Annotated in this window: 15 protein-coding genes and 1 tRNA gene; 11 read left to right on the forward strand and 5 right to left on the reverse strand. The window is 72.0% G+C overall.

Going from position 1 to position 18,520, the window contains the following annotated elements; translation table 11 throughout:
• Nucleotides 1-248 precede the first annotated feature (248 nt).
• Nucleotides 249-1,958, reverse strand: coding sequence for a phospholipid carrier-dependent glycosyltransferase (locus tag AB0J33_RS04300; protein ID WP_363609676.1), 1,710 nt, complete (start codon nucleotides 1,956-1,958; stop codon nucleotides 249-251).
• 84 nt (nucleotides 1,959-2,042) lie between these two features.
• On the opposite strand from AB0J33_RS04300, the gene rsmI reads away from it, so the two are divergent.
• On the forward strand, nucleotides 2,043-2,891 hold the full coding sequence (gene rsmI, locus AB0J33_RS04305) for a 16S rRNA (cytidine(1402)-2'-O)-methyltransferase (RefSeq protein WP_363609678.1): 849 nt from the start codon (nucleotides 2,043-2,045) through the stop codon (nucleotides 2,889-2,891).
• 31 nt (nucleotides 2,892-2,922) lie between these two features.
• On the opposite strand, the gene AB0J33_RS04310 is transcribed toward rsmI, so the two are convergent.
• Nucleotides 2,923-3,984 carry a hypothetical protein gene (locus tag AB0J33_RS04310; protein ID WP_363609680.1) on the reverse strand — a complete coding sequence of 354 codons (1,062 nt, stop codon included), beginning with the start codon at nucleotides 3,982-3,984 and terminating at the stop codon, nucleotides 2,923-2,925.
• Between the two features lie 158 nt (nucleotides 3,985-4,142).
• Between AB0J33_RS04310 and metG the strand changes: the two genes are divergently transcribed.
• Complete coding sequence (gene metG, locus AB0J33_RS04315) at nucleotides 4,143-5,945, forward strand: methionine--tRNA ligase (protein ID WP_363609682.1); 1,803 nt, start codon at nucleotides 4,143-4,145, stop codon at nucleotides 5,943-5,945.
• A gap of 43 nt (nucleotides 5,946-5,988) precedes the next feature.
• Here metG and AB0J33_RS04320 read toward each other — a convergent pair whose 3' ends face one another.
• Entirely contained in the window at nucleotides 5,989-7,236 is a 1,248-nt protein-coding gene (locus AB0J33_RS04320) for a hypothetical protein (protein ID WP_363609684.1), read from the reverse strand.
• Between the two features lie 136 nt (nucleotides 7,237-7,372).
• Here AB0J33_RS04320 and AB0J33_RS04325 point away from each other — a divergent pair, with 136 nt between their 5' ends.
• The 6 genes from AB0J33_RS04325 (at nucleotide 7,373) to AB0J33_RS04350 (ending at nucleotide 13,407) form a co-directional block, all read left to right on the forward strand.
• Nucleotides 7,373-8,272 (forward strand): TatD family hydrolase, encoded by a 900-nt coding sequence (locus AB0J33_RS04325; protein WP_363610220.1) that lies wholly within the window; start codon nucleotides 7,373-7,375, stop codon nucleotides 8,270-8,272.
• A gap of 46 nt (nucleotides 8,273-8,318) precedes the next feature.
• Nucleotides 8,319-9,188, forward strand: coding sequence for a 16S rRNA (adenine(1518)-N(6)/adenine(1519)-N(6))-dimethyltransferase RsmA (gene rsmA, locus AB0J33_RS04330; RefSeq protein ID WP_363609686.1), 870 nt, complete (start codon nucleotides 8,319-8,321; stop codon nucleotides 9,186-9,188).
• Nucleotides 9,189-9,275: 87 nt separating this feature from the next.
• Entirely contained in the window at nucleotides 9,276-10,226 is a 951-nt protein-coding gene (locus AB0J33_RS04335; protein ID WP_363609688.1) for a 4-(cytidine 5'-diphospho)-2-C-methyl-D-erythritol kinase, read from the forward strand.
• A 120-nt stretch (nucleotides 10,227-10,346) separates the two neighbouring features.
• Nucleotides 10,347-12,152 carry an ABC-F family ATP-binding cassette domain-containing protein gene (locus AB0J33_RS04340; protein WP_363609690.1) on the forward strand — a complete coding sequence of 602 codons (1,806 nt, stop codon included), beginning with the start codon at nucleotides 10,347-10,349 and terminating at the stop codon, nucleotides 12,150-12,152.
• Between the two features lie 100 nt (nucleotides 12,153-12,252).
• Nucleotides 12,253-12,708: a DUF4383 domain-containing protein gene (locus AB0J33_RS04345; RefSeq protein ID WP_363609692.1), complete on the forward strand. Its 456-nt coding sequence runs from the start codon at nucleotides 12,253-12,255 to the stop codon at nucleotides 12,706-12,708.
• 222 nt (nucleotides 12,709-12,930) lie between these two features.
• Entirely contained in the window at nucleotides 12,931-13,407 is a 477-nt protein-coding gene (locus AB0J33_RS04350; RefSeq protein WP_363609694.1) for a DUF4383 domain-containing protein, read from the forward strand.
• Between the two features lie 32 nt (nucleotides 13,408-13,439).
• Here the strand turns inward: AB0J33_RS04350 and AB0J33_RS04355 are convergent, their stop codons facing one another.
• Complete coding sequence (locus tag AB0J33_RS04355) at nucleotides 13,440-14,141, reverse strand: TetR/AcrR family transcriptional regulator (protein ID WP_363610222.1); 702 nt, start codon at nucleotides 14,139-14,141, stop codon at nucleotides 13,440-13,442.
• A gap of 224 nt (nucleotides 14,142-14,365) precedes the next feature.
• On the reverse strand, nucleotides 14,366-15,331 hold the full coding sequence (locus AB0J33_RS04360) for an acyl-CoA desaturase (RefSeq protein WP_363609696.1): 966 nt from the start codon (nucleotides 15,329-15,331) through the stop codon (nucleotides 14,366-14,368).
• 290 nt (nucleotides 15,332-15,621) lie between these two features.
• Here AB0J33_RS04360 and AB0J33_RS04365 point away from each other — a divergent pair.
• The 3 genes from AB0J33_RS04365 to AB0J33_RS04375 all read left to right on the forward strand — a co-directional run bounded on the left by AB0J33_RS04365 (nucleotide 15,622) and on the right by AB0J33_RS04375 (nucleotide 18,402).
• Nucleotides 15,622-15,693: transfer RNA gene (locus tag AB0J33_RS04365), tRNA-Gln, on the forward strand.
• A 110-nt stretch (nucleotides 15,694-15,803) separates the two neighbouring features.
• The gene (gene glmU, locus AB0J33_RS04370) at nucleotides 15,804-17,363 is read left to right on the forward strand and encodes a bifunctional UDP-N-acetylglucosamine diphosphorylase/glucosamine-1-phosphate N-acetyltransferase GlmU (RefSeq protein WP_363609698.1); all 1,560 of its coding nucleotides are present in this window, start codon (nucleotides 15,804-15,806) and stop codon (nucleotides 17,361-17,363) included.
• A 58-nt stretch (nucleotides 17,364-17,421) separates the two neighbouring features.
• The gene (locus AB0J33_RS04375) at nucleotides 17,422-18,402 is read left to right on the forward strand and encodes a ribose-phosphate diphosphokinase (RefSeq protein WP_030329105.1); all 981 of its coding nucleotides are present in this window, start codon (nucleotides 17,422-17,424) and stop codon (nucleotides 18,400-18,402) included.
• Nucleotides 18,403-18,520 lie beyond the last annotated feature (118 nt).

The raw sequence follows: 18,520 nt of genomic DNA on the forward strand, positions 1-18,520 counted from the left end.
TCCACGCCGGGTCACCCTCGGTCAACTGTGCGAGGGAAGGTGTCGGTCCGGCCGCCATCCGTCGGAAATCTGACCCAAGTCGACCCGTTGTGCCGGTGGTGCGCGGTGGTTAAGCTCTTCATGCGCGCCCCAATCGCCCGCTTCCCCCGTGGCAGGCGATCGGGGCGCGCGTCTATGTGAGAGGGCCCGCACGCTTGCGCGTGCGGGCCCTCTGTCGTCGCGCGGTGCGGCGCGTCGCCTGTCGGTGCTTATATCCACCGACCGTCGAGCCACATCCGGGACAGCCAGTCCGAGTACGGGATGAGTCGGCCGACGAAGATCGGATAGAAGTAGGCGAAGCAGAGCCCGACCAGCAGCACGTACGCCCCGGCCGCGATGCTGCCCACCAGCCGGCGTTCGTAACTCGGGTCACCGGGCGCCAGCGGCGCCACCGTACCCACGTCGGCACCGGCCGGGGCGATCAGCGCGCCCAGCACATAGACCACCGCCAGCACCAGGAACGGCACCGCCGGGGCCGCGTAGAACGAGAACATCGTGCGGCCGTCGAGGGCGAACCAGAACCAGGGCAGCAGCCCGGCCGCCACGCTGAGCAGGATCGCGCCGGCCCGCCAGTCCCGGCGGGCCAAGCCCAGCCAGGCCAGTGCCACCAGGGCCGGCAGGAACGACCACCAGAGCAGCGGGGTGCCCAGCAGCAGGATCTCCGAGGCGCAGCTCGGTGCGCCGCAGGCGCCGTCGCCGGACCAGTGGAACGCCACCGGCCGACCGAGCAGCAGCCACTGCCACGGCCACGACTGGTATTTGTGCGCGTCGTCGAGCTGGGCGTGGAAACCGTACGCCGCGCGGTGGTACTCGAAGAGGTTGATCAGCGGCCCGATCACCGGACGGTCACTGAGCGGGGCGCTCGGGTAGGCCGACGCGAGCCGGTAGTAGCCGTCGTCGGTGAGCAGCCAGCCCGACCAGGTGGCGAGGTAGGTGCCGATCATCAGCACGCCCGCGAGCACCAGCCAGGGCAACTCGTCGATCAGGGTGTCCCGCCAGGGCCGGCGGGCCCCCGCCGAGCGACGGACGCCGACCTCCCAGAAAAGCACGAGCAACGCGAAGGCCGGCACGAAGTACAGGGCGCTCCACTTCACCGCGCAGGCGCAGCCGAGCAGCACCCCGGCCGCCAACCGCCACCACGGCCAGGTGCGCCAGCCGGTCGGCGGCCGGCCGGCGCGACCCGGCCGGCTCGGATCGAGACCGTCGTCGAGCGCGCGTGCCCACCGTCGGCGGCGGGCGTCCCGGTCGAGCACGAGTGCGCCGAACGCGGCCAGCACGAAGAAGAGCAGGAAGATGTCGAGCAGGGCCGCGCGGGACAGCACCAGGTGGAAGCCGTCCAGGGCGAGCAGCAGGCCGGCCGCGCAGCCGAGCACCGTCGAGCGGAACATCCGCCGACCGATGCGGACCAGCAGCAACACCGACAGCGTGCCGATCACCGCCGCCGAGAACCGCCAGCCGAACTCCGGCGCGGTGGTGATCAGGTGCCCCGGGACGGAGACCTTCGAGTCCGCGTCCTGATAGCCGAAGGCCCACTCGCCGATGCCGATCAACCACTTGCCCAGCGGAGGGTGCACCACGTACGACGGGACGTTGTCCTTGTAGTTCCACTCCACGCCACGCGAGATCAGCCCGTAGGCGTCCTTGGCGTAGTACGTCTCGTCGAAGATCTTGCCCTTCGGGCTGGACAGCCCGACGAAGCGCACGATCGCCGCGATGGCCACCACCACGGCGGTGGCCAGCCAGGAGAACCGGTCCACCTGGGTGTCGACGGTGGCGAACCGTCGCCGGACCACGGCGGCCACCCCGCCGCCGTCGGCGGGCGGTGCGGTCGGCTCCTGCTGGGGACCTGGCTCGCCCGTCACCTCGACCAACTTGTCCGGATCGGCGCTCGGGCTCTGCGCTGTCGACGCACTCGTCACCCGGCGATCGTAGGCTGCCAAGGTGTCCGGCGGCGCCCGTCGTCCCTGATACCGGTATCCGCAATCAATGAAGGAGACGAATTCGTGGGTGAAATGTCCGAAGTTGGGCGCCTGATTCTGCTCGGTGCCCCGCTCGGCAACCCCGCCGACGCCTCGGCCCGACTCCGCGAGGTGCTGACGAGCGCCGACGTGGTCGCGGCCGAGGACACCCGCCGGCTCACCCGGCTGGCCCGCGACCTCGACGTCACCGTCGGTGGCCGGATCGTCTCCTACTTCGAGGGCAACGAGGAACGGCGCACCCCCGAGCTGGTCGAGGTCATCCTCGGCGGGTACGCGGTGGCGCTGGTCACCGACGGGGGGATGCCGAGCGTCTCCGACCCCGGCTACCGGCTGGTCCGCGCCGCGTTGGAGGTCGGGGCGCCGGTCACCGTCGCCCCGGGGCCCAGCGCGGTCACCACCGCGCTGGCCATCTCCGGGCTGCCCTGCGACCGGTTCTGCTTCGAGGGCTTCCTGCCCCGCACCCCCGGCGGACGGCGAGCCCGGCTGCGCGCGCTCGCCGCCGAGGAACGCACCCTGGTCTTCTTCGAGGCGCCGCACCGGATCGGCGCGACCCTCACCGACCTCGCCGACACGTTCGGCGCGGACCGACCGGCCGCGCTCTGCCGGGAACTCACCAAGACCTACGAGGAGGTCCTCCGCCGTCCCCTCGGCGAGCTGGCCCGGTGGGCCACCGAGGGCGACCCGCGCGGAGAGATCACCCTGGTGGTGGCCGGCGCGCCGGTGACGGCCGCCGAGCGACCCGACGACGACACCCTGCGCGCCGCCGTCGCCGAGCGGGAGGCCGCCGGCCGCTCCCGCCGGGACGCCATCACCGACGTCGCCACCGAGTACGCGCTGCGCCGCCGGGACGTCTACACGATCGTGCACAGCTGACCGAGGTGGTCGGGCCGGCCGACGGTGGGGGTCACCACGCGGCGACCAGGAAACCGACGGTGATCAGCGTCGGGCCGGCGATGGCGGCGGCCACCGCCCAGCGGCGGTGCCGGCGGCCGGGCAGCCGGGCCGACCCGGTCCACCGGACGATGCCGGCCGTGCAGCCCAGCACCACCAGCAGACCGGGCAGCCACCGCAGGTGCCGGCCCACGCCGACGTCCGCGTACGCGGTGCCGCTGTCCGGGCCGGTCATCCGCGCCGGCAGTGGCGTACCGGCCGCGTCCCCTCCGGCGGGCACGCCGCTGACCCGGACACCGTGGGCGATGAAGCGCCCCTGCTCGGCCGTGAAGATGCCCCGGCACCGCTGGGTCAGCCCGCCACCGGTGCAGTCGTCGATCACCACCGTGCCCGTCCGGGCGTGCCCGACGGCGAGCCAGAACGGGCCGGCGCTGACCCAGGCGAAGAACGCCGCGACCAGGCTCAGCAGCACCAGCGCGGCGAGCCCGGGGAGCGGATCCGGCGGTGGGACCGGGCGGCCGGGCGCCCGCCGCAGCGTCAGCCGAAAGCGGAGTACCCGCTCCGGTGCCGGGTCCTTGCGGACCGGGGTGCCGTCCCAGTGCACCTGCTCGATCGGTGCCCAGAAGACCCCACCGTCGTCGTCCAGGGTGTCGTCGGGCCGGCGGCCCCGCTGCCGGTGGCTCTGCTGCCGCACCGGCACCCGGCGTGGCACCGCGTCCACCGGCGCCCCGGTGGTCGGCTCCACCTCGACCGGCTCCGCGCCGGGCTCCCCGGTGGGCGGCGTCGCGCCGACCGGCGGGCCGGGTGGGCCGGGCCGGGCCGGGCTGGGTACGGGCGCGGACGGAGTCGGCCGGGCCGGAGTGGGCGACGGCGCGGCGGGCGTGGGCCGGGCCGGGGTGACGGATCTCCCCGTGGGCGTGGGTCGCTGCTCGCCCGGGTCGGCGCCGGGCACCGGTCGGGGCTGAGGTGCGACCCCGGCACCGCGCGGCGCGGCGGGCTCGAGGCCCGGATCGTCGCCGACCTCCGGTCCGGTGGGACGGTCCTCGTGGTCCCGCGCCGCTCGTCTGCCCGTCACGACGTTCATTGCACACCGGTCCGGGAGGTGGAACCGGCAGCTGAGCCGCGTGTCGGCGACAAATCGGACCAATGGGCGAGGGGGTCGGCCCGGTCCGCCGACCGGGCACCCCCCATTGGTTCGCGGACGCCCCGGACGGGTCACTAGGCTTGCTGCTCATGAGTCACGTTCTCGCGGCGGTGGCCTGGCCGTACGCCAACGGCCCCCGCCACATCGGCCACGTCTCCGGTTTCGGCGTTCCCTCCGACGTCTTCGCCCGGTACATGCGGATGGCCGGCCACGACGTGCTCATGGTCTCCGGCACCGACGAGCACGGCACCCCGATCCAGGTGCAGGCCGACGCCGACGGGGTGACCCCGCGCGAGCTGGCCGACCGGTACAACAGGGTGATCGTCGAGGACCTGCACGGCCTCGGTCTCTCCTACGACCTGTTCACCCGCACCACCACGCGTAACCACTACGCCGTGGTGCAGGAGCTGTTCGAGGGGATGTACCGCAACGGCTACATCGTGCCGAAGACCACCATGGGCGCCATCTCCCCGTCCACCGGGCGCACCCTGCCCGACCGTTACATCGAGGGCACCTGCCCGATCTGCGGGTACGACAGCGCCCGCGGCGACCAGTGCGACAACTGCGGCAACCAGCTCGACCCGATCGACCTGATCGACCCGAAGTCCCGGATCAACGGGGAGACGCCGAAGTTCGTCGAGACCGAGCACTTCTTCCTGGACCTGCCGGCCCTGGCCGAGGTGCTGCGGCAGTGGCTGGACACCCGCGAGGGGTGGCGGCCCAACGTGCTGCGGTTCTCCCGCAACCTGCTCGACGACCTCCAGCCTCGGGCCATCACCCGGGACCTGGAGTGGGGTGTGCCGATCCCGCTCGACGGCTGGCGCGACCGGCCCGACAAGCGGATCTACGTGTGGTTCGACGCGGTGATCGGCTACCTGTCCGCCTCGATCGAGTGGGCCCGCCGCTCCGGCGACCCCGAGGCGTGGCGTCGGTGGTGGTCCACCGACGGTCAGGGTAAGGACGCCCAGTCCTACTACTTCATGGGCAAGGACAACATCGTCTTCCACTCGGTGATCTGGCCGGCGCTGCTCTCCGGCTACTCCGGTGAGGGCTCCCGCGACGGTGAGCCGGGCGAGCTGGGCCGGCTCAACCTGCCCACCGAGGTGGTCTCCAGCGAATACCTGACCATGGAGGGGCGCAAGTTCTCCTCGTCCCGCAAGGTGGTCATCTACGTCCGGGACTTCCTGGAGCGCTACGACGCCGACGCGCTGCGCTACTTCATCGCCGCCGCCGGCCCGGAGAGCAACGACACCGACTTCACCTGGGCCGAGTTCCTGCGCCGCAACAACGACGAGCTGGTGGCCGGCTGGGGCAACCTGGTCAACCGGTGCGTCTCGATGGCCGCGAAGAACTTCGGGGCGATCCCGCCGGTCGACCCGGCCGGGCTCACCGAGGCCGACGAGGCGCTGCTCGCCGTCGCCCGGACCGGGTTCACCACGGTCGGCGACCTGATCGGCCGGCACCGGCAGAAGCAGGCGATCGGTGAGGCCATGAAGGTCGTCGCCGAGGCCAACAGGTACCTCTCCGAGCAGGCGCCGTGGAAGCTCAAGGACGAGGCCGACAAGCCCCGGATGGGCACTATCCTGCACGTCGCCCTCCAGGTGATCAGCGACGCCAACACGCTGCTCACCCCGTTCCTGCCGCACTCCGCGCAGCAGGTGCACGAGCTGCTCGGTGGCACCGGCGTGCACGCGCCGATGCCGGTGATCGAGCAGGTCGACGACCTGGACGGCGGCCCGGCGTACCCGGTGCTGACCGGGGACTACACCGTCGGCGCGCGGTGGGAGTCGGTGTCGATCGAGGCGGGCCGGCCGCTGGCCGCGCCGAAGCCGGTGTTCCGCAAGCTCGACCCGTCGATCGTCGACGAGGAGCTGGCCCGGCTGGCCGACTGACCACACGACGCGCGGCGGCGGGTCGCCCTGCCGCCGCGCGACGTCACATCGCGTACCGGGTGTCCATCACCTGATCGTCGGTCACCTCGACGCCCGGCGCCCAGGCCTCGTAGACGCCGCGTTCCTGGCACTGCGCGCCGGTCGTGAGCACGCTGTCCGGGTTCGGGTAGCGCAGGCGGAGCCGCAGCCAGCCGGCCTCCTCCCTCAGCACCAGGCAGGGCACGCCCCGCCACTGGGCGAACCGGAGCCGGCGGGCCACCGCATCCACCGGGTAACGGGCCGCCCGGGTCATCGCCAGCACCCGGAACCCGCCGGGCAGGTCGGCGACCGCCTCGTACTCGCTGTCGCCGTACATCCCGACGAGTTGGGTGGAGCGGGGCGCGTCGCCGTTCGGCACGTACTCCTGGTCCGGGGGGAGGCCCGGCACCGCCGCCAGCAGGTGCCGCCACTGCGGGCCCACCATCCGCAGCCAGCCACGCTGCTCGGCCTGGTAGGTGTAGAGCACCACCTCCACCCCGTCCGCCGGGTAGGCGATCAGGGCGGCGTTCGCCGGCATCGGCAGGTCGGCGAAGTCCCGGGTGATGAACTCCGGGATGAGCTGACCGTTGCTGGGGACGAAGCCGGTGCCCAGCACCGGCGCGCCGAGCCGGTCCCGGGCGGGCAGCGCGGTCAGGCCACGGTGCGCCTCGCCCACCGGCACGTCGTAGTCGCCCGGGTCGGACGCGCGCCAGCGCAGCGCGTACGCCACGTCCGGGCCGTCGCGGCCGGCGTCGCCATCGGTACGCAGCACCCGCGTCGTCGTCGGCGTCCGCAGATGCGCCACATCGTGTTCGCGATAGCAGAAGCCGTGCGGCAGCCATCCTCGTAGGTAGCCGGCGAGCTGCTGGGCGGAGAGCACCTTCATCATCCGGGTGCCCCGCCGGACCACCGCCGACGCGCGTGCCGTCGCCAGCACCGGGTCACCCGCCGTCGCCGGCTGCTGGCTGAGTTGGTGCAGGTACGCCCAGCCCCGCTCGCGGTGCGCGGGCATCAGCAGCGGCGTCTCCGGCTCGTCGGCCGGCTCGCTCGCCCCGTGCACCGCGGTCACCTCGGTGACGTGCACGAACCGGTGCCACGGCAGCGCGCTACCCGGGCGGGGCGCCCACTCGAAGCCGGCCACCTCGTCGGCGCTGAACAGCTCGTACGCGGCGCCCCGGGCGATCTCCTCGGCCGGGTAGACGCCGCCTCCGAACGCCACGTGCAGTCCGGTCCGTTCGCCGGCGGTGCCGCCGGCCCGGGGGGTGACGCTCATGTCGTCACCTCCCTCTCAGCGAGATGCCGTGTCGGCTTCGTGGCGCGCTGCGTCCACTCACGCGGCGACGGTAGAGTCGCGCGGCGTAGTCGAGGTGAACGTCGGGTGGCGGGAAGGTGGACGAGCCCGGTGTGTGATGCTGTGGCTGATGAGCGAGCCCACTGAATCCCGCCGAGAGCGTGCCGCCCGGCGGGCCGGAGAGTTTCCGCCCGCCCCCGAGCCGCTGCCCCGGCCGGTGCTGGACAGCCACACCCACCTGGACATCACGGTCAGCGAGGCCGGTGTGCCCGGCGGCGGGTCGGCCGACGACCCGGTCGGCGCGGCCGTCGGGTTGGCCACCGAGGTCGGCGTGGACCGGCTGGTCCAGGTGGGCGTGGACGTCGCCTCCTCGCGGTGGGGCGCGGACACCGCCGACCGGTACCCGGCCGTGCTGGCCACCGTGGCGCTGCACCCCAACGAGGCGCCCCGGCTGACCGACCTCGACGAGGCGTTGCGGGAGATCGAGTCGCTCGCCGCCCGCGACCGGGTCCGCGGGATCGGCGAGACCGGTATGGACTTCTTCCGGACCGGTGACGAGGGGCGGGCCGCGCAGGAGAAGAGCTTCCGCGCGCACATCGCCATCGCCAAGCGGTACGACAAGACACTGGTCATCCATGACCGCGACGCGCACGCGGACGTGCTGCGGATCCTCGACGACGAGGGCGCTCCCGACCGGGTGGTGCTGCACTGCTTCTCCGGCGACGCCGACTTCGCCCGCGAGTGCGTCCGCCGGGGCTACCTGTTGAGCTTCGCCGGCACCGTCACCTTCGGCAGCGCGGCGGCGCTGCGCGAGGCCGCCGCGCTCACCCCGGTGGACCAGCTGCTGGTGGAGACCGACGCCCCGTACCTCACCCCGATGCCGCACCGCGGTCGGCCGAACGCGTCGTACCTGATCCCGCTCACCGTCCGCGCGCTCGCCGCGACCACCGGCAGCGACCTGGACGAGCTGTGCGCGGCCATCTCCGCCACCGGCGACCGGGCCTTCGGCCCGTGGTGAGCCCGGCCCGACGGTCGAGCACGACCCCGTCGCTACGCTGCCAGCCATGACCGGTCTCCTCGGCCCGGCGGAGATCCGGGAACTCGCCGCCCGGCTGGGCGTCGCGCCCACCAAGAAGCTGGGCCAGAACTTCGTGCACGACCCGAACACCGTGCGCCGGATCGTCACCGCCGCCGGCCTGACCCCGGACGACGTGGCCCTGGAGGTGGGCCCCGGCCTCGGCTCGCTGACCCTGGGGCTGCTTCCGGTCGCCGGGCACGTGCACGCCGTGGAGATCGACCCGGTGCTCGCCGGGGCGCTGCCGGAGACCGTCGCCCGGCACGCCGGGGCCGACGCCGCCCGGCTCACCGTGCACCGCGCGGACGCGCTGCGCGTCGCCGCCGCCGAGTTGGCCGACCCGGCACCGACCGCGCTGGTGGCGAACCTGCCCTACAACGTGGCCGTGCCCGTGGTGCTGCACCTGCTCGCCGTGCTGCCCACCCTGCGGCACGGCCTGGTGATGGTGCAGAAGGAGGTCGCCGACCGGCTCGTCGCCGGTCCCGGCTCCAAGGTGTACGGCATCCCGTCGGTGAAGCTCGCCTGGTACGCCCAGGCCCGCAGCGCCGGCAAGGTGCCGCCGAACGTGTTCTGGCCGGTGCCCAACGTCGATTCCGGCCTGGTCGCCTTCAGCTGTCACGCGCCACCCCGCGCCGACGTACCCCGGGAACGGGTCTTCGCGGTGGTGGACGCGGCGTTCGCGCAGCGCCGCAAGACGTTACGCGCCGCGTTGGCCGGCTGGGCTGGTGGCGCGGACCGGGCCGCCGCAGCGCTCACCGCCGCCGGTGTCGACCCCGGCGCCCGCGGGGAGTCACTGACCGTCGAGCAGTTCGCCGCCATCGCCGCGTCGGCTCCGGTCGGTACGCCGGCCGCGAAGTAGGCTGACGCCCGTGCCCGCCCAGGACGCCGAGGAGTTGATCGTGGCCAAGCCGTTCGACATTCGCCTGCACCTGTGGGACATCACCCGGTGACCGAGGCCTGGCGACCGGACGACGAGGACGAGCGACGCGGAGCCATCGGACCGGTGAAGGTCCGGGTGCCCGCGAAGGTCAACCTGCACCTCGGGGTGGGCCCGCTGCGCCGGGACGGCTACCACGAGCTGAACACGGTCTACCACGCCATCTCGATCTACGACGAGCTGACGGCCCGCCGGGGGGACACCCTCGCTCTGACCATGGAGGGTGAGGGCACCGGGGAGCTGGCCCTGGACGACACCAACCTGGTGATCCGCGCGGCGCACGCCCTCGCCGGGTACGCGGGCGTGCTGCCGCACGCCCGACTGCACCTACGCAAGCAGATCCCGCTCGCCGGCGGACTGGCCGGTGGCAGCGCCGACGCCGCCGCCGCGCTGGTGGCCTGCGACGCGCTCTGGGGCACCGGGTTGTCCCGCGACGAGTTGGCCGGGATCGCCGCCGACCTCGGCTCCGACGTGCCGTTCCTGATCTACGGCGGCACCGCGCTCGGCACCGGCCGGGGCGAGGCGATCAGCCCGGTGCTGGTCCGCCCGACCTCCTGGCACTGGGTCGTGGCGATCGCCGACGCCGGCCTGTCCACCCCGACCGCGTACCGGGAGTTGGATCGGCTCCGCGACTCCGGTGCCGCCGGTGCGCCGTTGGGCAGCACCGACGCGCTGCTGGGCGCGCTGCGCCAGCGCGATCCCCGGGTGCTCGCCGGTACGCTCGGCAACGACCTCCAGGACGCCGCGCTGGCCATGCGCCCGGCGCTGGCCGACACCCTCAAGGCCGGTGAGGCGGCGGGCGCGCTCACCGGCATCGTCTCCGGCTCCGGGCCGACCTGCGTGTTTCTCGCCGCCGACGCGGCCGACGCGGAGCGGATCGCCGCCGAGCTGACCGCGGCGGGCGTCTGCCGGGAGGCGCGGGTCGCGCACGGTCCGGTGGCCGGCGCCCGAGTCGGCTGACGCCGGTTCGGGCCGGGGCTGCCGGCACGCGGCGCGGGCGTCCGGGGTGTCCGCGTACCCTTGGCAGAGGCGTCCAGGTGCCCGCCGGCACCCGGACGCCTTGATCATGAAGGGTGGAACGTGGCGAACATCGTCAATCTGGACCGGGTGTCCAAGGGGTACGGCGCTGCCGGGCGGCTCCTCACGGACGTCTCGCTCGGCCTGGACGACGCCGACCGGATCGGCGTGGTCGGCCTCAACGGCGCCGGCAAGTCCACCCTGCTGCGGCTGCTCACCAAGCAGGAGGACCCCGACGACGGTCGGGTGACCCACCGCCGCGACCTGCGCGCGCTCTGGCTGCCGCAGCAGCTCACCCTCGCCCCCGAGGCCACCGTCCGGGACGTGGTGCTCGGCACCGCCTGGCTCGCCGAGGGAATGGGCGCCGAACACGAGTGGGCCGGCGACGCCGGGGTGCGGGCGATTCTCGACGGCCTCGGCATGCCGCACCTCGGCCTCGACCAGCCGGTCGGCCCGATGTCCGGTGGCGAACGCCGCCGGGTGGCGCTCGCCGCGCTGCTCGTCCGCGACTCCGACCTGCTCATCCTGGACGAGCCCACCAACCACCTGGACGTCGGCGGTGTCGACTGGCTGGCCCGGCACCTGGTCGGCCGCAAGGGCGCCCTGGTCGTGGTCACCCACGACCGTTGGTTCCTGGACGCGGTCTGCACCACCACCTGGGAGGTCGCCGACCAGACCGTCCGCGCCTACGAGGGTGGTTTCGCCGCCTGGACCCTCGCCCGCGCCGAGCGCGAGCGCGTCGCCGCCGCCACCGAGGCCCGCCGGCAGAACCTGCTCCGCAAGGAGATCGCCTGGTTGCGCCGTGGCCCGCCCGCCCGGACCTCCAAGCCGCAGTTCCGCATCGACGCCGCGAACGCGTTGATCGCGGACGTGCCGCCGGCGCGCGACACCATGTCGTTGCAGCGCATGGCCACCTCCCGGCTCGGCAAGCAGGTGTACGACCTGGAGCACGTCGAGCTGCACGCCGGCCCGAAGGAGATCCTGCGCGACGTCACCTGGCTGGTCGGCCCCGGTGACCGGATCGCCATCCTCGGCGCCAACGGCGCCGGTAAGACCACGCTGCTGCGGATGCTCGCCGGCATCACCCGCCCCGACGGTGGCCGCCTCGGCACCGGCTCCACCGTGCGGCCCGCGTTCCTCTCCCAGGAGCTGGCGGAGCTGCCCGGGCACCTGCGCGTGCTCGAGGCGGTGGAGGAGGTCGCCCGCCGGGTCCAACTGGGGGACCGGGAGGTCTCCGCCGCGCAGCTGGCCGAGGTGTTCGGCTTCGACGACCGCCGGCTCTGGACCCCGGTCAGTGACCTCTCCGGTGGGGAACGCCGCCGGTTGCAGATGTTGCGGCTACTCGCCGGTGAGCCCAACGTGCTGCTCTTCGACGAGCCCACCAACGACCTGGACACGGACACCCTCGCCGCGCTGGAGGACCTGCTCGACTCGTGGCCCGGCACGATCATCGTGGCCAGCCACGACCGGTACCTGATCGAACGGGTCACCGACACCGCGTACGGGATGTTCGGCGACGGTCGGCTGGTGCACCTGCCGGGTGGCGTGGACGAATATCTCGCGCGAACCGCCGAGCGGGCCGGCCCGTCCCGAGCGGGCGTCACCTCGACCGCCGCGCCCGCTGCCTCCTCGGGGGGCGGCATGTCCGCCGCCGAGGTCCGCCAGGCGCGCAAGGAGTTGACCCGCCTGGAGCGGCAACTCGGCAAGCTGGACCAGCGCGAGACCACCCTGCTCGACCAGCTCGCCGCGGACGCCACCGACTACGCCCGGGTCGCCGAGCTGGACACCCAGCTCAAGGATCTGCGCGCCGAGCGGGAACGGATCGAGGACAGTTGGATGACTCTCGCCGAGGACCTGCCCGACAGCTGACCGGTCGGGCGCGCCGGCCCGGGGCCGTGTGCGGCGTCACACCGCCACATGCGCGACAATCGTCGGCGACACCTCACCCCACGGCGTTGGAGACACAGACATGGCCCACACCCCCGTCAACCACCCCGCGCGGCCGATCTACCGGGCGATCGGCGGGCTGACCGGTCTGTACCTGGTCGTCTTCGGTGTGCTCGGCATCATCGCGAGCACCGGCAACGAGATCCTCGCCCAGGACGACACGCGGGTCCTCGGCCAGGGCACCAACCTCGGCTTCTCACTGCTCAGCGTGCTGCTCGGGATCGTCGTGCTGATCGGCACCGTGCTCGGTCGCAACATCGACGTGGTGATCAACCAGTGGCTGGCGTACGGCCTGATGGTGGTCAGCCTGGCCGGCCTCGCGTTCATCCGGACCGACGCCAACATCTTCAACTTCAGCATCACCACCGTGATCGTGGTGATGACCGCCGCCCTGGTGCTGCTGATGGTCGGCATGTACGGCAAGGTCGGCACGGAGGACGAGGCGGAGGCGTTCCAGAAGGCTCGGCTCGTTCTCTGATCTTCGCTTCTGGTTGCGGCTCTTTGGTTGCGGCCGTGGGTTTTCGCCGGAGCCCGAGCTGCTCCGGGCGGTCAGGCTTGATCCCTGCGCAGCTCGGGCTCCGGCGAAAACCTGACCTGGTCCAGCGTCTCGGCGGACCTTTCGGCTTCGTGGTTCCTCGGACAGTTGCCTTCGTCTTGGGTGACAATCCTCCTGAAAACGGTCATATCAGGGGGTCTGGTCATGCCGCACTTTCCGGTGAACCATCCGGCACGGCCGATCTACCGGGCGCTCTCCGGTCTGATAGGCGTCTACATCCTGGTCTTCGGCGTCTGGGGTACCGCGGAGACGATCGGCGAGCCGCTCTTCGGCCGCAACGGCACGTGGGCGCTCGGGCTACGGACCAATCTGGCCTTCTCGCTCGCCTCGGTGATCTTCGGAGTCGTCCTGATCATCGGGGCCTCGCGGCGCACCAACCTCGGCCACTACATGAACCTCACCGCCGGCGTGGTGTTCCTGGTGACCAGCATCCTGATGATGTCGGTGTTGCAGACCGAGGCGAACATCCTCAACTTCTCGATGTCGACGGTAATCGTGTCGATGCTGTTCGGCCTGATCCTGCTCGGCACCGGCCTGTACGACAAGGTCGGCCCACCGGAGCACGCCGAGGCGGAGTTGGAGCACCGCAAGCACCCGGTGGCCGACGTGCACCGCCGCTGATCGGCGTCAGTGGCGCCGTGCGGTGATCGGCGTCAGCGGCGCCGTGCCGTGATCAACGTGGGCTTCGCCTCCAGGTGTGACAACCCGTTCCAGGCCAGGTTGACGAGGTGCGCCGCCACCGTCTCCTTGCGCGGCTTGCGCACCTCCAACCACCAGCGGCCGGTGAGCGCCACCATGCCGACCAGCGCCTGCGAGTACAACTCGGCGAGCTTCGGGTCGTAGCCGCGGCTCTTGTACTCGGCGCCGAGGATGTGCTCGACCTGGTGCGCCACGTCGTTCATGACGCTGCTGAAGTTGGCCGTGCCGGACATCAGCGGCGACTCGCGGACCAGCACCCGGAAGCCGCTGGTCTCCTCCTCGATGTAGCCCAGCAGGGCCAGCGCCGCCTGCTCCAGCAGCTCCCGCGGATGCCCAGCGGTCAACGCCGTGGTGATCCGGTCCAGCAGGGCCCGGACCTCCCGGTCCACCACCACCGCGTAGAGCCCCTCCTTGCCACCGAAGTGCTCGTAGACCACCGGCTTGGAGACCTTGGCGCGGGCCGCCACCTCCTCGATCGAGGTGGCGTCGAAACCGCGCTCGGCGAAGAGTTGCCGGCCGGTCGCGATCAACTGCTCCCGTCGTTGGGCCGCCGACATGCGGACCCGGGAGGTGGGTTTGGCCTTTGCTGCCGGGGCCGGCGCCGTGGCCCGTCGGCCGCCGACAGTCGGACCCTCATCGTCGTTGACCTCGGGCATCTCGCCGCCTCGCTGGCGCTCGGTGACGCCCTGCCGTGGAATGGTGCCTCCGCTGTGCCCGTTCACGTCGTCGCCTCACTGTCGGGCGGTCCGACCGCCCTGCCGCGCCGTTCGACCGTAACCCGATCAGGCCCGGCCCCCCGTCCCCCGAACCCTCCGGTCCCCCCGCGTGGCTCGGTCATCCGGCCATCCTGCCAGGCGGCAGCACCGTGCACCGCCCGGTTTCAGCGGGGTGCGACCGGCTTCACGAGCTTGGCCGCGAGGCGCTCCGGCTTTGGCCAGCGCACCTGGGTTGCCGCGCCCATCTTCTCGAACACCCAGATCACCCGGGCGGAGATGTCCACCTGACCGCGCAGCACGCCGTGTCGGGCGCTGGTCGGATCGGCGTGGTGCAGGTTGTGCCAGCTCTCGCCGAACGACAGGATCGCCAGCGGCCAGAAGTTCGACGCGCGGTCGCCCTGGCGCATCGCGAACGGTCGCTCGCCGTAGACGTGGCAGACCGAGTTGATGGCCCAGGTGACGTGGTGCAGAAGGCCGATCCGGACCAGGCCGGCCCAGAAGAACGCGGTCAGCGCACCCTGCCAGGACCAGGTCACCAGGCCGCCGATCAGCGCCGGGCCGAGCAGCGAGATGGCCACCAGCGCGGGAAAGAGCCGATCGACCCGGCTGATGTCCCGATCGGCGATGAGGTCCGGTGCGAAACGCTCGCGGTTGGACAACTCCCGGCGGAACAGCCAGCCCACGTGCGCGTGGAACAGGCCGCGGGTCAACGCCCAGAAGCTGGTGCCGAAGCGCCACGGCGAGTGCGGGTCGCCCTCCAGGTCGGAGAACGCGTGGTGGCGTCGGTGGTCGGCCACCCACTGGATGATCTCGCCCTGCACCGCCAACGATCCCGCGACCGCCAGGGTCACCCGCAGCCACCGCTTGGCCTTGAACGAGCCGTGTGTGAAGTAACGGTGGAAGCCGACGGTGATGCCGAGCCCGGAGACGACGTACCAGACCAGGCCGATGATCACGTCGGTCCAGCCCAGCCAGCCGCCCCAGGCCACCGGAACGGCGACCAGCAGGGCGACGAAGGGAATCACCACGAACGCCCACAGGGCGGCCAGGATGCCGGGGGCCTGACTGCCGTCGGTGAGTGGTTTGGGGCCGGGAGCAGCGGGGTTGGGATCGAGCAGAGCAGTGGACATGGGACCTCGCAGGGGGATGGAGATGATCACGAAGTTACGCCTACGTCACCGTAACTTACGGCACCGTAGATCGCACGACGAAGTTTGGAACGGTCTTCACGTAACCGTTGAAAGTCGCAGGTCAGACGGCCTTACGGTGGGTGGGGGAGACGGCCTGCTCGCTCGTCCGGACAGGTCTGAGGCGCGGAACGTTCGCGATGCGGCGGGATGAGCGATGGCGTCTGTCGGCCGGGGCGCTAAGGTGTAGCGGCGGGATGTCCATCCCTCATGCGACGTGCTCGCGTCGCTGATCGGCCGTGGTGTAATTGGCAACACCCGGGTCTTTGGTACCCGTATTTCAGGTTCGAACCCTGGCGGCCGAGCTGCCCACCTAAGTCCGTTTTAGGGTCCGGTGGGGGTAAGAGGGAAACGTGCCCGGCCCCGCGGCTAGCATGGCCGCGAGAGTGTCCGCCGTCCCGACGGGAGCCACGTCGTGCCCCAGCCCCACCTCCGTACCGTCGTCGTGCTCGCCGCCGGTGAGGGCAAGCGGATGAAGTCGACACTGCCGAAGGTGCTGCACCCCCTGCTCGGTCGGACGCTGCTCGGCCACGTGCTGAGCGCCGCCGCGCCGCTGGGCGCGGACCGCACCGTCGTGGTGGTGGGGCACGGCGCCGACCAGGTCCGGGCACACCTGTCCGAGGTCGCCCCGGACGCCACCCCGGTACTCCAGGCCGAGCAGCTCGGCACCGGGCATGCGGTACGGATCGCGCTCGACGCCGTACCGGACGGCGCCGGCACCGTCGTGGTGATCAACGGGGACGTGCCCCTGCTGCGACCCGAGACGGTGGGCGCGCTGGTCACCGCGCACGAGGAGGCCGCCGCGGCGGCCACCGTGCTGGCCGCCGAGGTGCCCGACCCGACCGGCCTCGGCCGGATCGTCCGGGACGCCGAAGGCCGCCTGGAGCAGATCGTCGAGGAACGCGACGCCGACGCGACGCAGCGGGCGATCCGGGAGATCAACGCCGGCATCTACGCGTTCGACGCGGTACGGCTGCGGGCGGCGCTGGGCAAGCTCTCCACCGACAATGACCAGGGCGAGGAGTACCTCACCGACGTCTTCGGCCTGCTTCGCTCGGCCGGCGAGCCGGTGGCGGTGCACGTGGCCGTGGACCACGTCGAGACGTTGGGCTGCAACGACCGGGTGGAGCTGGCGACGCTGCGTCGGCTGCTGCGCGACCGGGTCAACGAGGCGTGGATGCGCACCGGGGTGAGCCTGCTCGACCCCGCGACCACCTGGATCGACGTGACGGTCGCGCTGGACCGGGACGCGGTGATCGACCAGAACACCCAACTGCGCGGCGCCACGGTGGTCGGCGCGGGCGCGTTGATCGGCCCGGACGTCACGCTCATCGACACGATCGTCGGCCCGGCCGCGTCGGTGGTCCGCAGCCACGCCGTCGGCGCCGAGGTGGGCGCGGGCGCGAGCGTCGGGCCGTACGCGTACCTGCGGCCGGCGGCGCGGTTGGCCGAGAAGGCGAAGATCGGCACGTTCGTCGAGGTGAAGAACTCCGAGATCGGTACGGGCTCGAAGGTGCCGCACCTGACGTACGTGGGTGACGCGACCATCGGTGAGCAGACCAACATCGGCGCGGCCTCGGTCTTCGTGAACTACGACGGGGTCAACAAGCACCGCACGGTCATCGGCAGCCACGCGCGGACCGGCGCGGACAACATGTTCGTGGCGCCGGTCGAGGTCGGCGACGGGGCGTACACGGCTGCCGGTTCGGTGATCGTCGACGACGTGCCGGCCGGTGCGATGGGCGTGGCCCGGGCCCGCCAGCGCAACATCGAGGGCTGGGTGGTGAAGCGGCGCGCCGGTACGGCCGCGGCGGAGGCGGCGCAGCGGGCTGGTGACGCGAAGGGTGCACGGCGACCTGGCGACGCGAAGGGTGCGTCGGAGGGGGCCGGTGCCGCAAGCGACAGTGAGGCAATCCACGGGGCGGCCGAGACGGTGGGCGGCACATCCGGCCCGGGAGATACTGCAACCGAATAGTCCCTGACCCACCACCACCGGGTCGGGTACCGCCGACAAAACGGGAGCAGACGGGCCCATGGGCAGCATCGTCGCCGAAAACCGCAAAAGCCTGATGCTCTTTTCCGGACGTGGCTTTCCGGAGTTGGCCAAGGAGATCGGCGAGGTGCTCGGCGTCGCGCCGACCCCGGCCGACGCGTACGAGTTCGCCAACGGTGAGATTTTCGTACGGTTCAAGGACTCGGTACGTGGTTCGGACGCCTTCGTGGTGCAGTCCGTCACGCACGGGGTGAACACCTGGGTCATGGAGACCCTGATCATGGTGGACGCGCTGAAGCGGGGGTCGGCCAAGCGGATCACCGTGGTGCTGCCGTTCTACCCGTACGCGCGCCAGGACAAGAAGCACCGCGGTCGGGAGCCGATCTCGGCCCGCCTGGTGGCGGACCTGCTGAAGACCGCCGGCGCGAACCGGATCCTCACCGTCGACCTGCACACCGCGCAGATCCAGGGCTTCTTCGACGGCCCGGTGGACCACCTCTTCGCGATGGACATCCTGGCCGAGTACGTGGAGCACAAGTACGCCGGCCGGCCGATGACCGTGGTGGCACCGGACTCCGGCCGGGTGCGGGTGGCCGAGCGGTGGACCGACCGGCTGGGTGGCTGCCCGCTGGCGTTCATCCACAAGACCCGTGACCCGATGAAGCCGAACCAGGTCGTGGCGAACCGGGTGGTCGGCGAGGTCGAGGGTCGGGTCTGCCTGATCGTCGACGACATGATCGACACCGGTGGCACCATCGCCAAGGCGGCGGACATCCTCAAGGAGTCGGGCGCGGCGGAGATCGTGGTCGCGTCCACCCACGCGCTGCTGTCCGACCCGGCCACCGAGCGGCTGAAGAACAGCTCGATCAGCGAGATCGTGGTGACCAACACGCTGCCGCTGCCGCCGGAGAAGCAGTTGGACAAGCTGACCGTGTTGTCGATCGCGCCGCTGCTGGCGCGGGCGATCCGGGAGGTCTTCGACGACGGCTCGGTGACCACCCTCTTCGGTGGCCTGAGCTGAGTCGTACGCCGCGTTAGCCCTGTTTCCGCACCCGTACGCGCGGGCGGGAGCGGGGCTGGCAAACTGGCGCAAACGGGGCCGGCACGTCGGTGGGAGCGACACCGACGCGCCGGTCTTG

The organism is Micromonospora sp. NPDC049645, assembly GCF_040675155.1.
GTDB lineage: Bacteria > Actinomycetota > Actinomycetes > Mycobacteriales > Micromonosporaceae > Micromonospora.

What these genes read in the sequence shown, in the direction of transcription:
- metG (WP_363609682.1), top strand. Translation starts at nt 4,143, where the DNA reads ATGAGTCACGTTCTCGCGGCGGTGGCCTGGCCGTACGCCAACGGCCCC.
- AB0J33_RS04320 (WP_363609684.1), bottom strand. Translation starts at nt 7,236, where the DNA reads ATGAGCGTCACCCCCCGGGCCGGCGGCACCGCCGGCGAACGGACCGGA.
- AB0J33_RS04325 (WP_363610220.1), top strand. Translation starts at nt 7,373, where the DNA reads ATGCTGTGGCTGATGAGCGAGCCCACTGAATCCCGCCGAGAGCGTGCC.
- rsmA (WP_363609686.1), top strand. Translation starts at nt 8,319, where the DNA reads ATGACCGGTCTCCTCGGCCCGGCGGAGATCCGGGAACTCGCCGCCCGG.
- AB0J33_RS04345 (WP_363609692.1), top strand. Translation starts at nt 12,253, where the DNA reads ATGGCCCACACCCCCGTCAACCACCCCGCGCGGCCGATCTACCGGGCG.
- AB0J33_RS04350 (WP_363609694.1), top strand. Translation starts at nt 12,931, where the DNA reads ATGCCGCACTTTCCGGTGAACCATCCGGCACGGCCGATCTACCGGGCG.
- AB0J33_RS04355 (WP_363610222.1), bottom strand. Translation starts at nt 14,141, where the DNA reads ATGCCCGAGGTCAACGACGATGAGGGTCCGACTGTCGGCGGCCGACGG.
- AB0J33_RS04360 (WP_363609696.1), bottom strand. Translation starts at nt 15,331, where the DNA reads ATGTCCACTGCTCTGCTCGATCCCAACCCCGCTGCTCCCGGCCCCAAA.
- AB0J33_RS04375 (WP_030329105.1), top strand. Translation starts at nt 17,422, where the DNA reads ATGGGCAGCATCGTCGCCGAAAACCGCAAAAGCCTGATGCTCTTTTCC.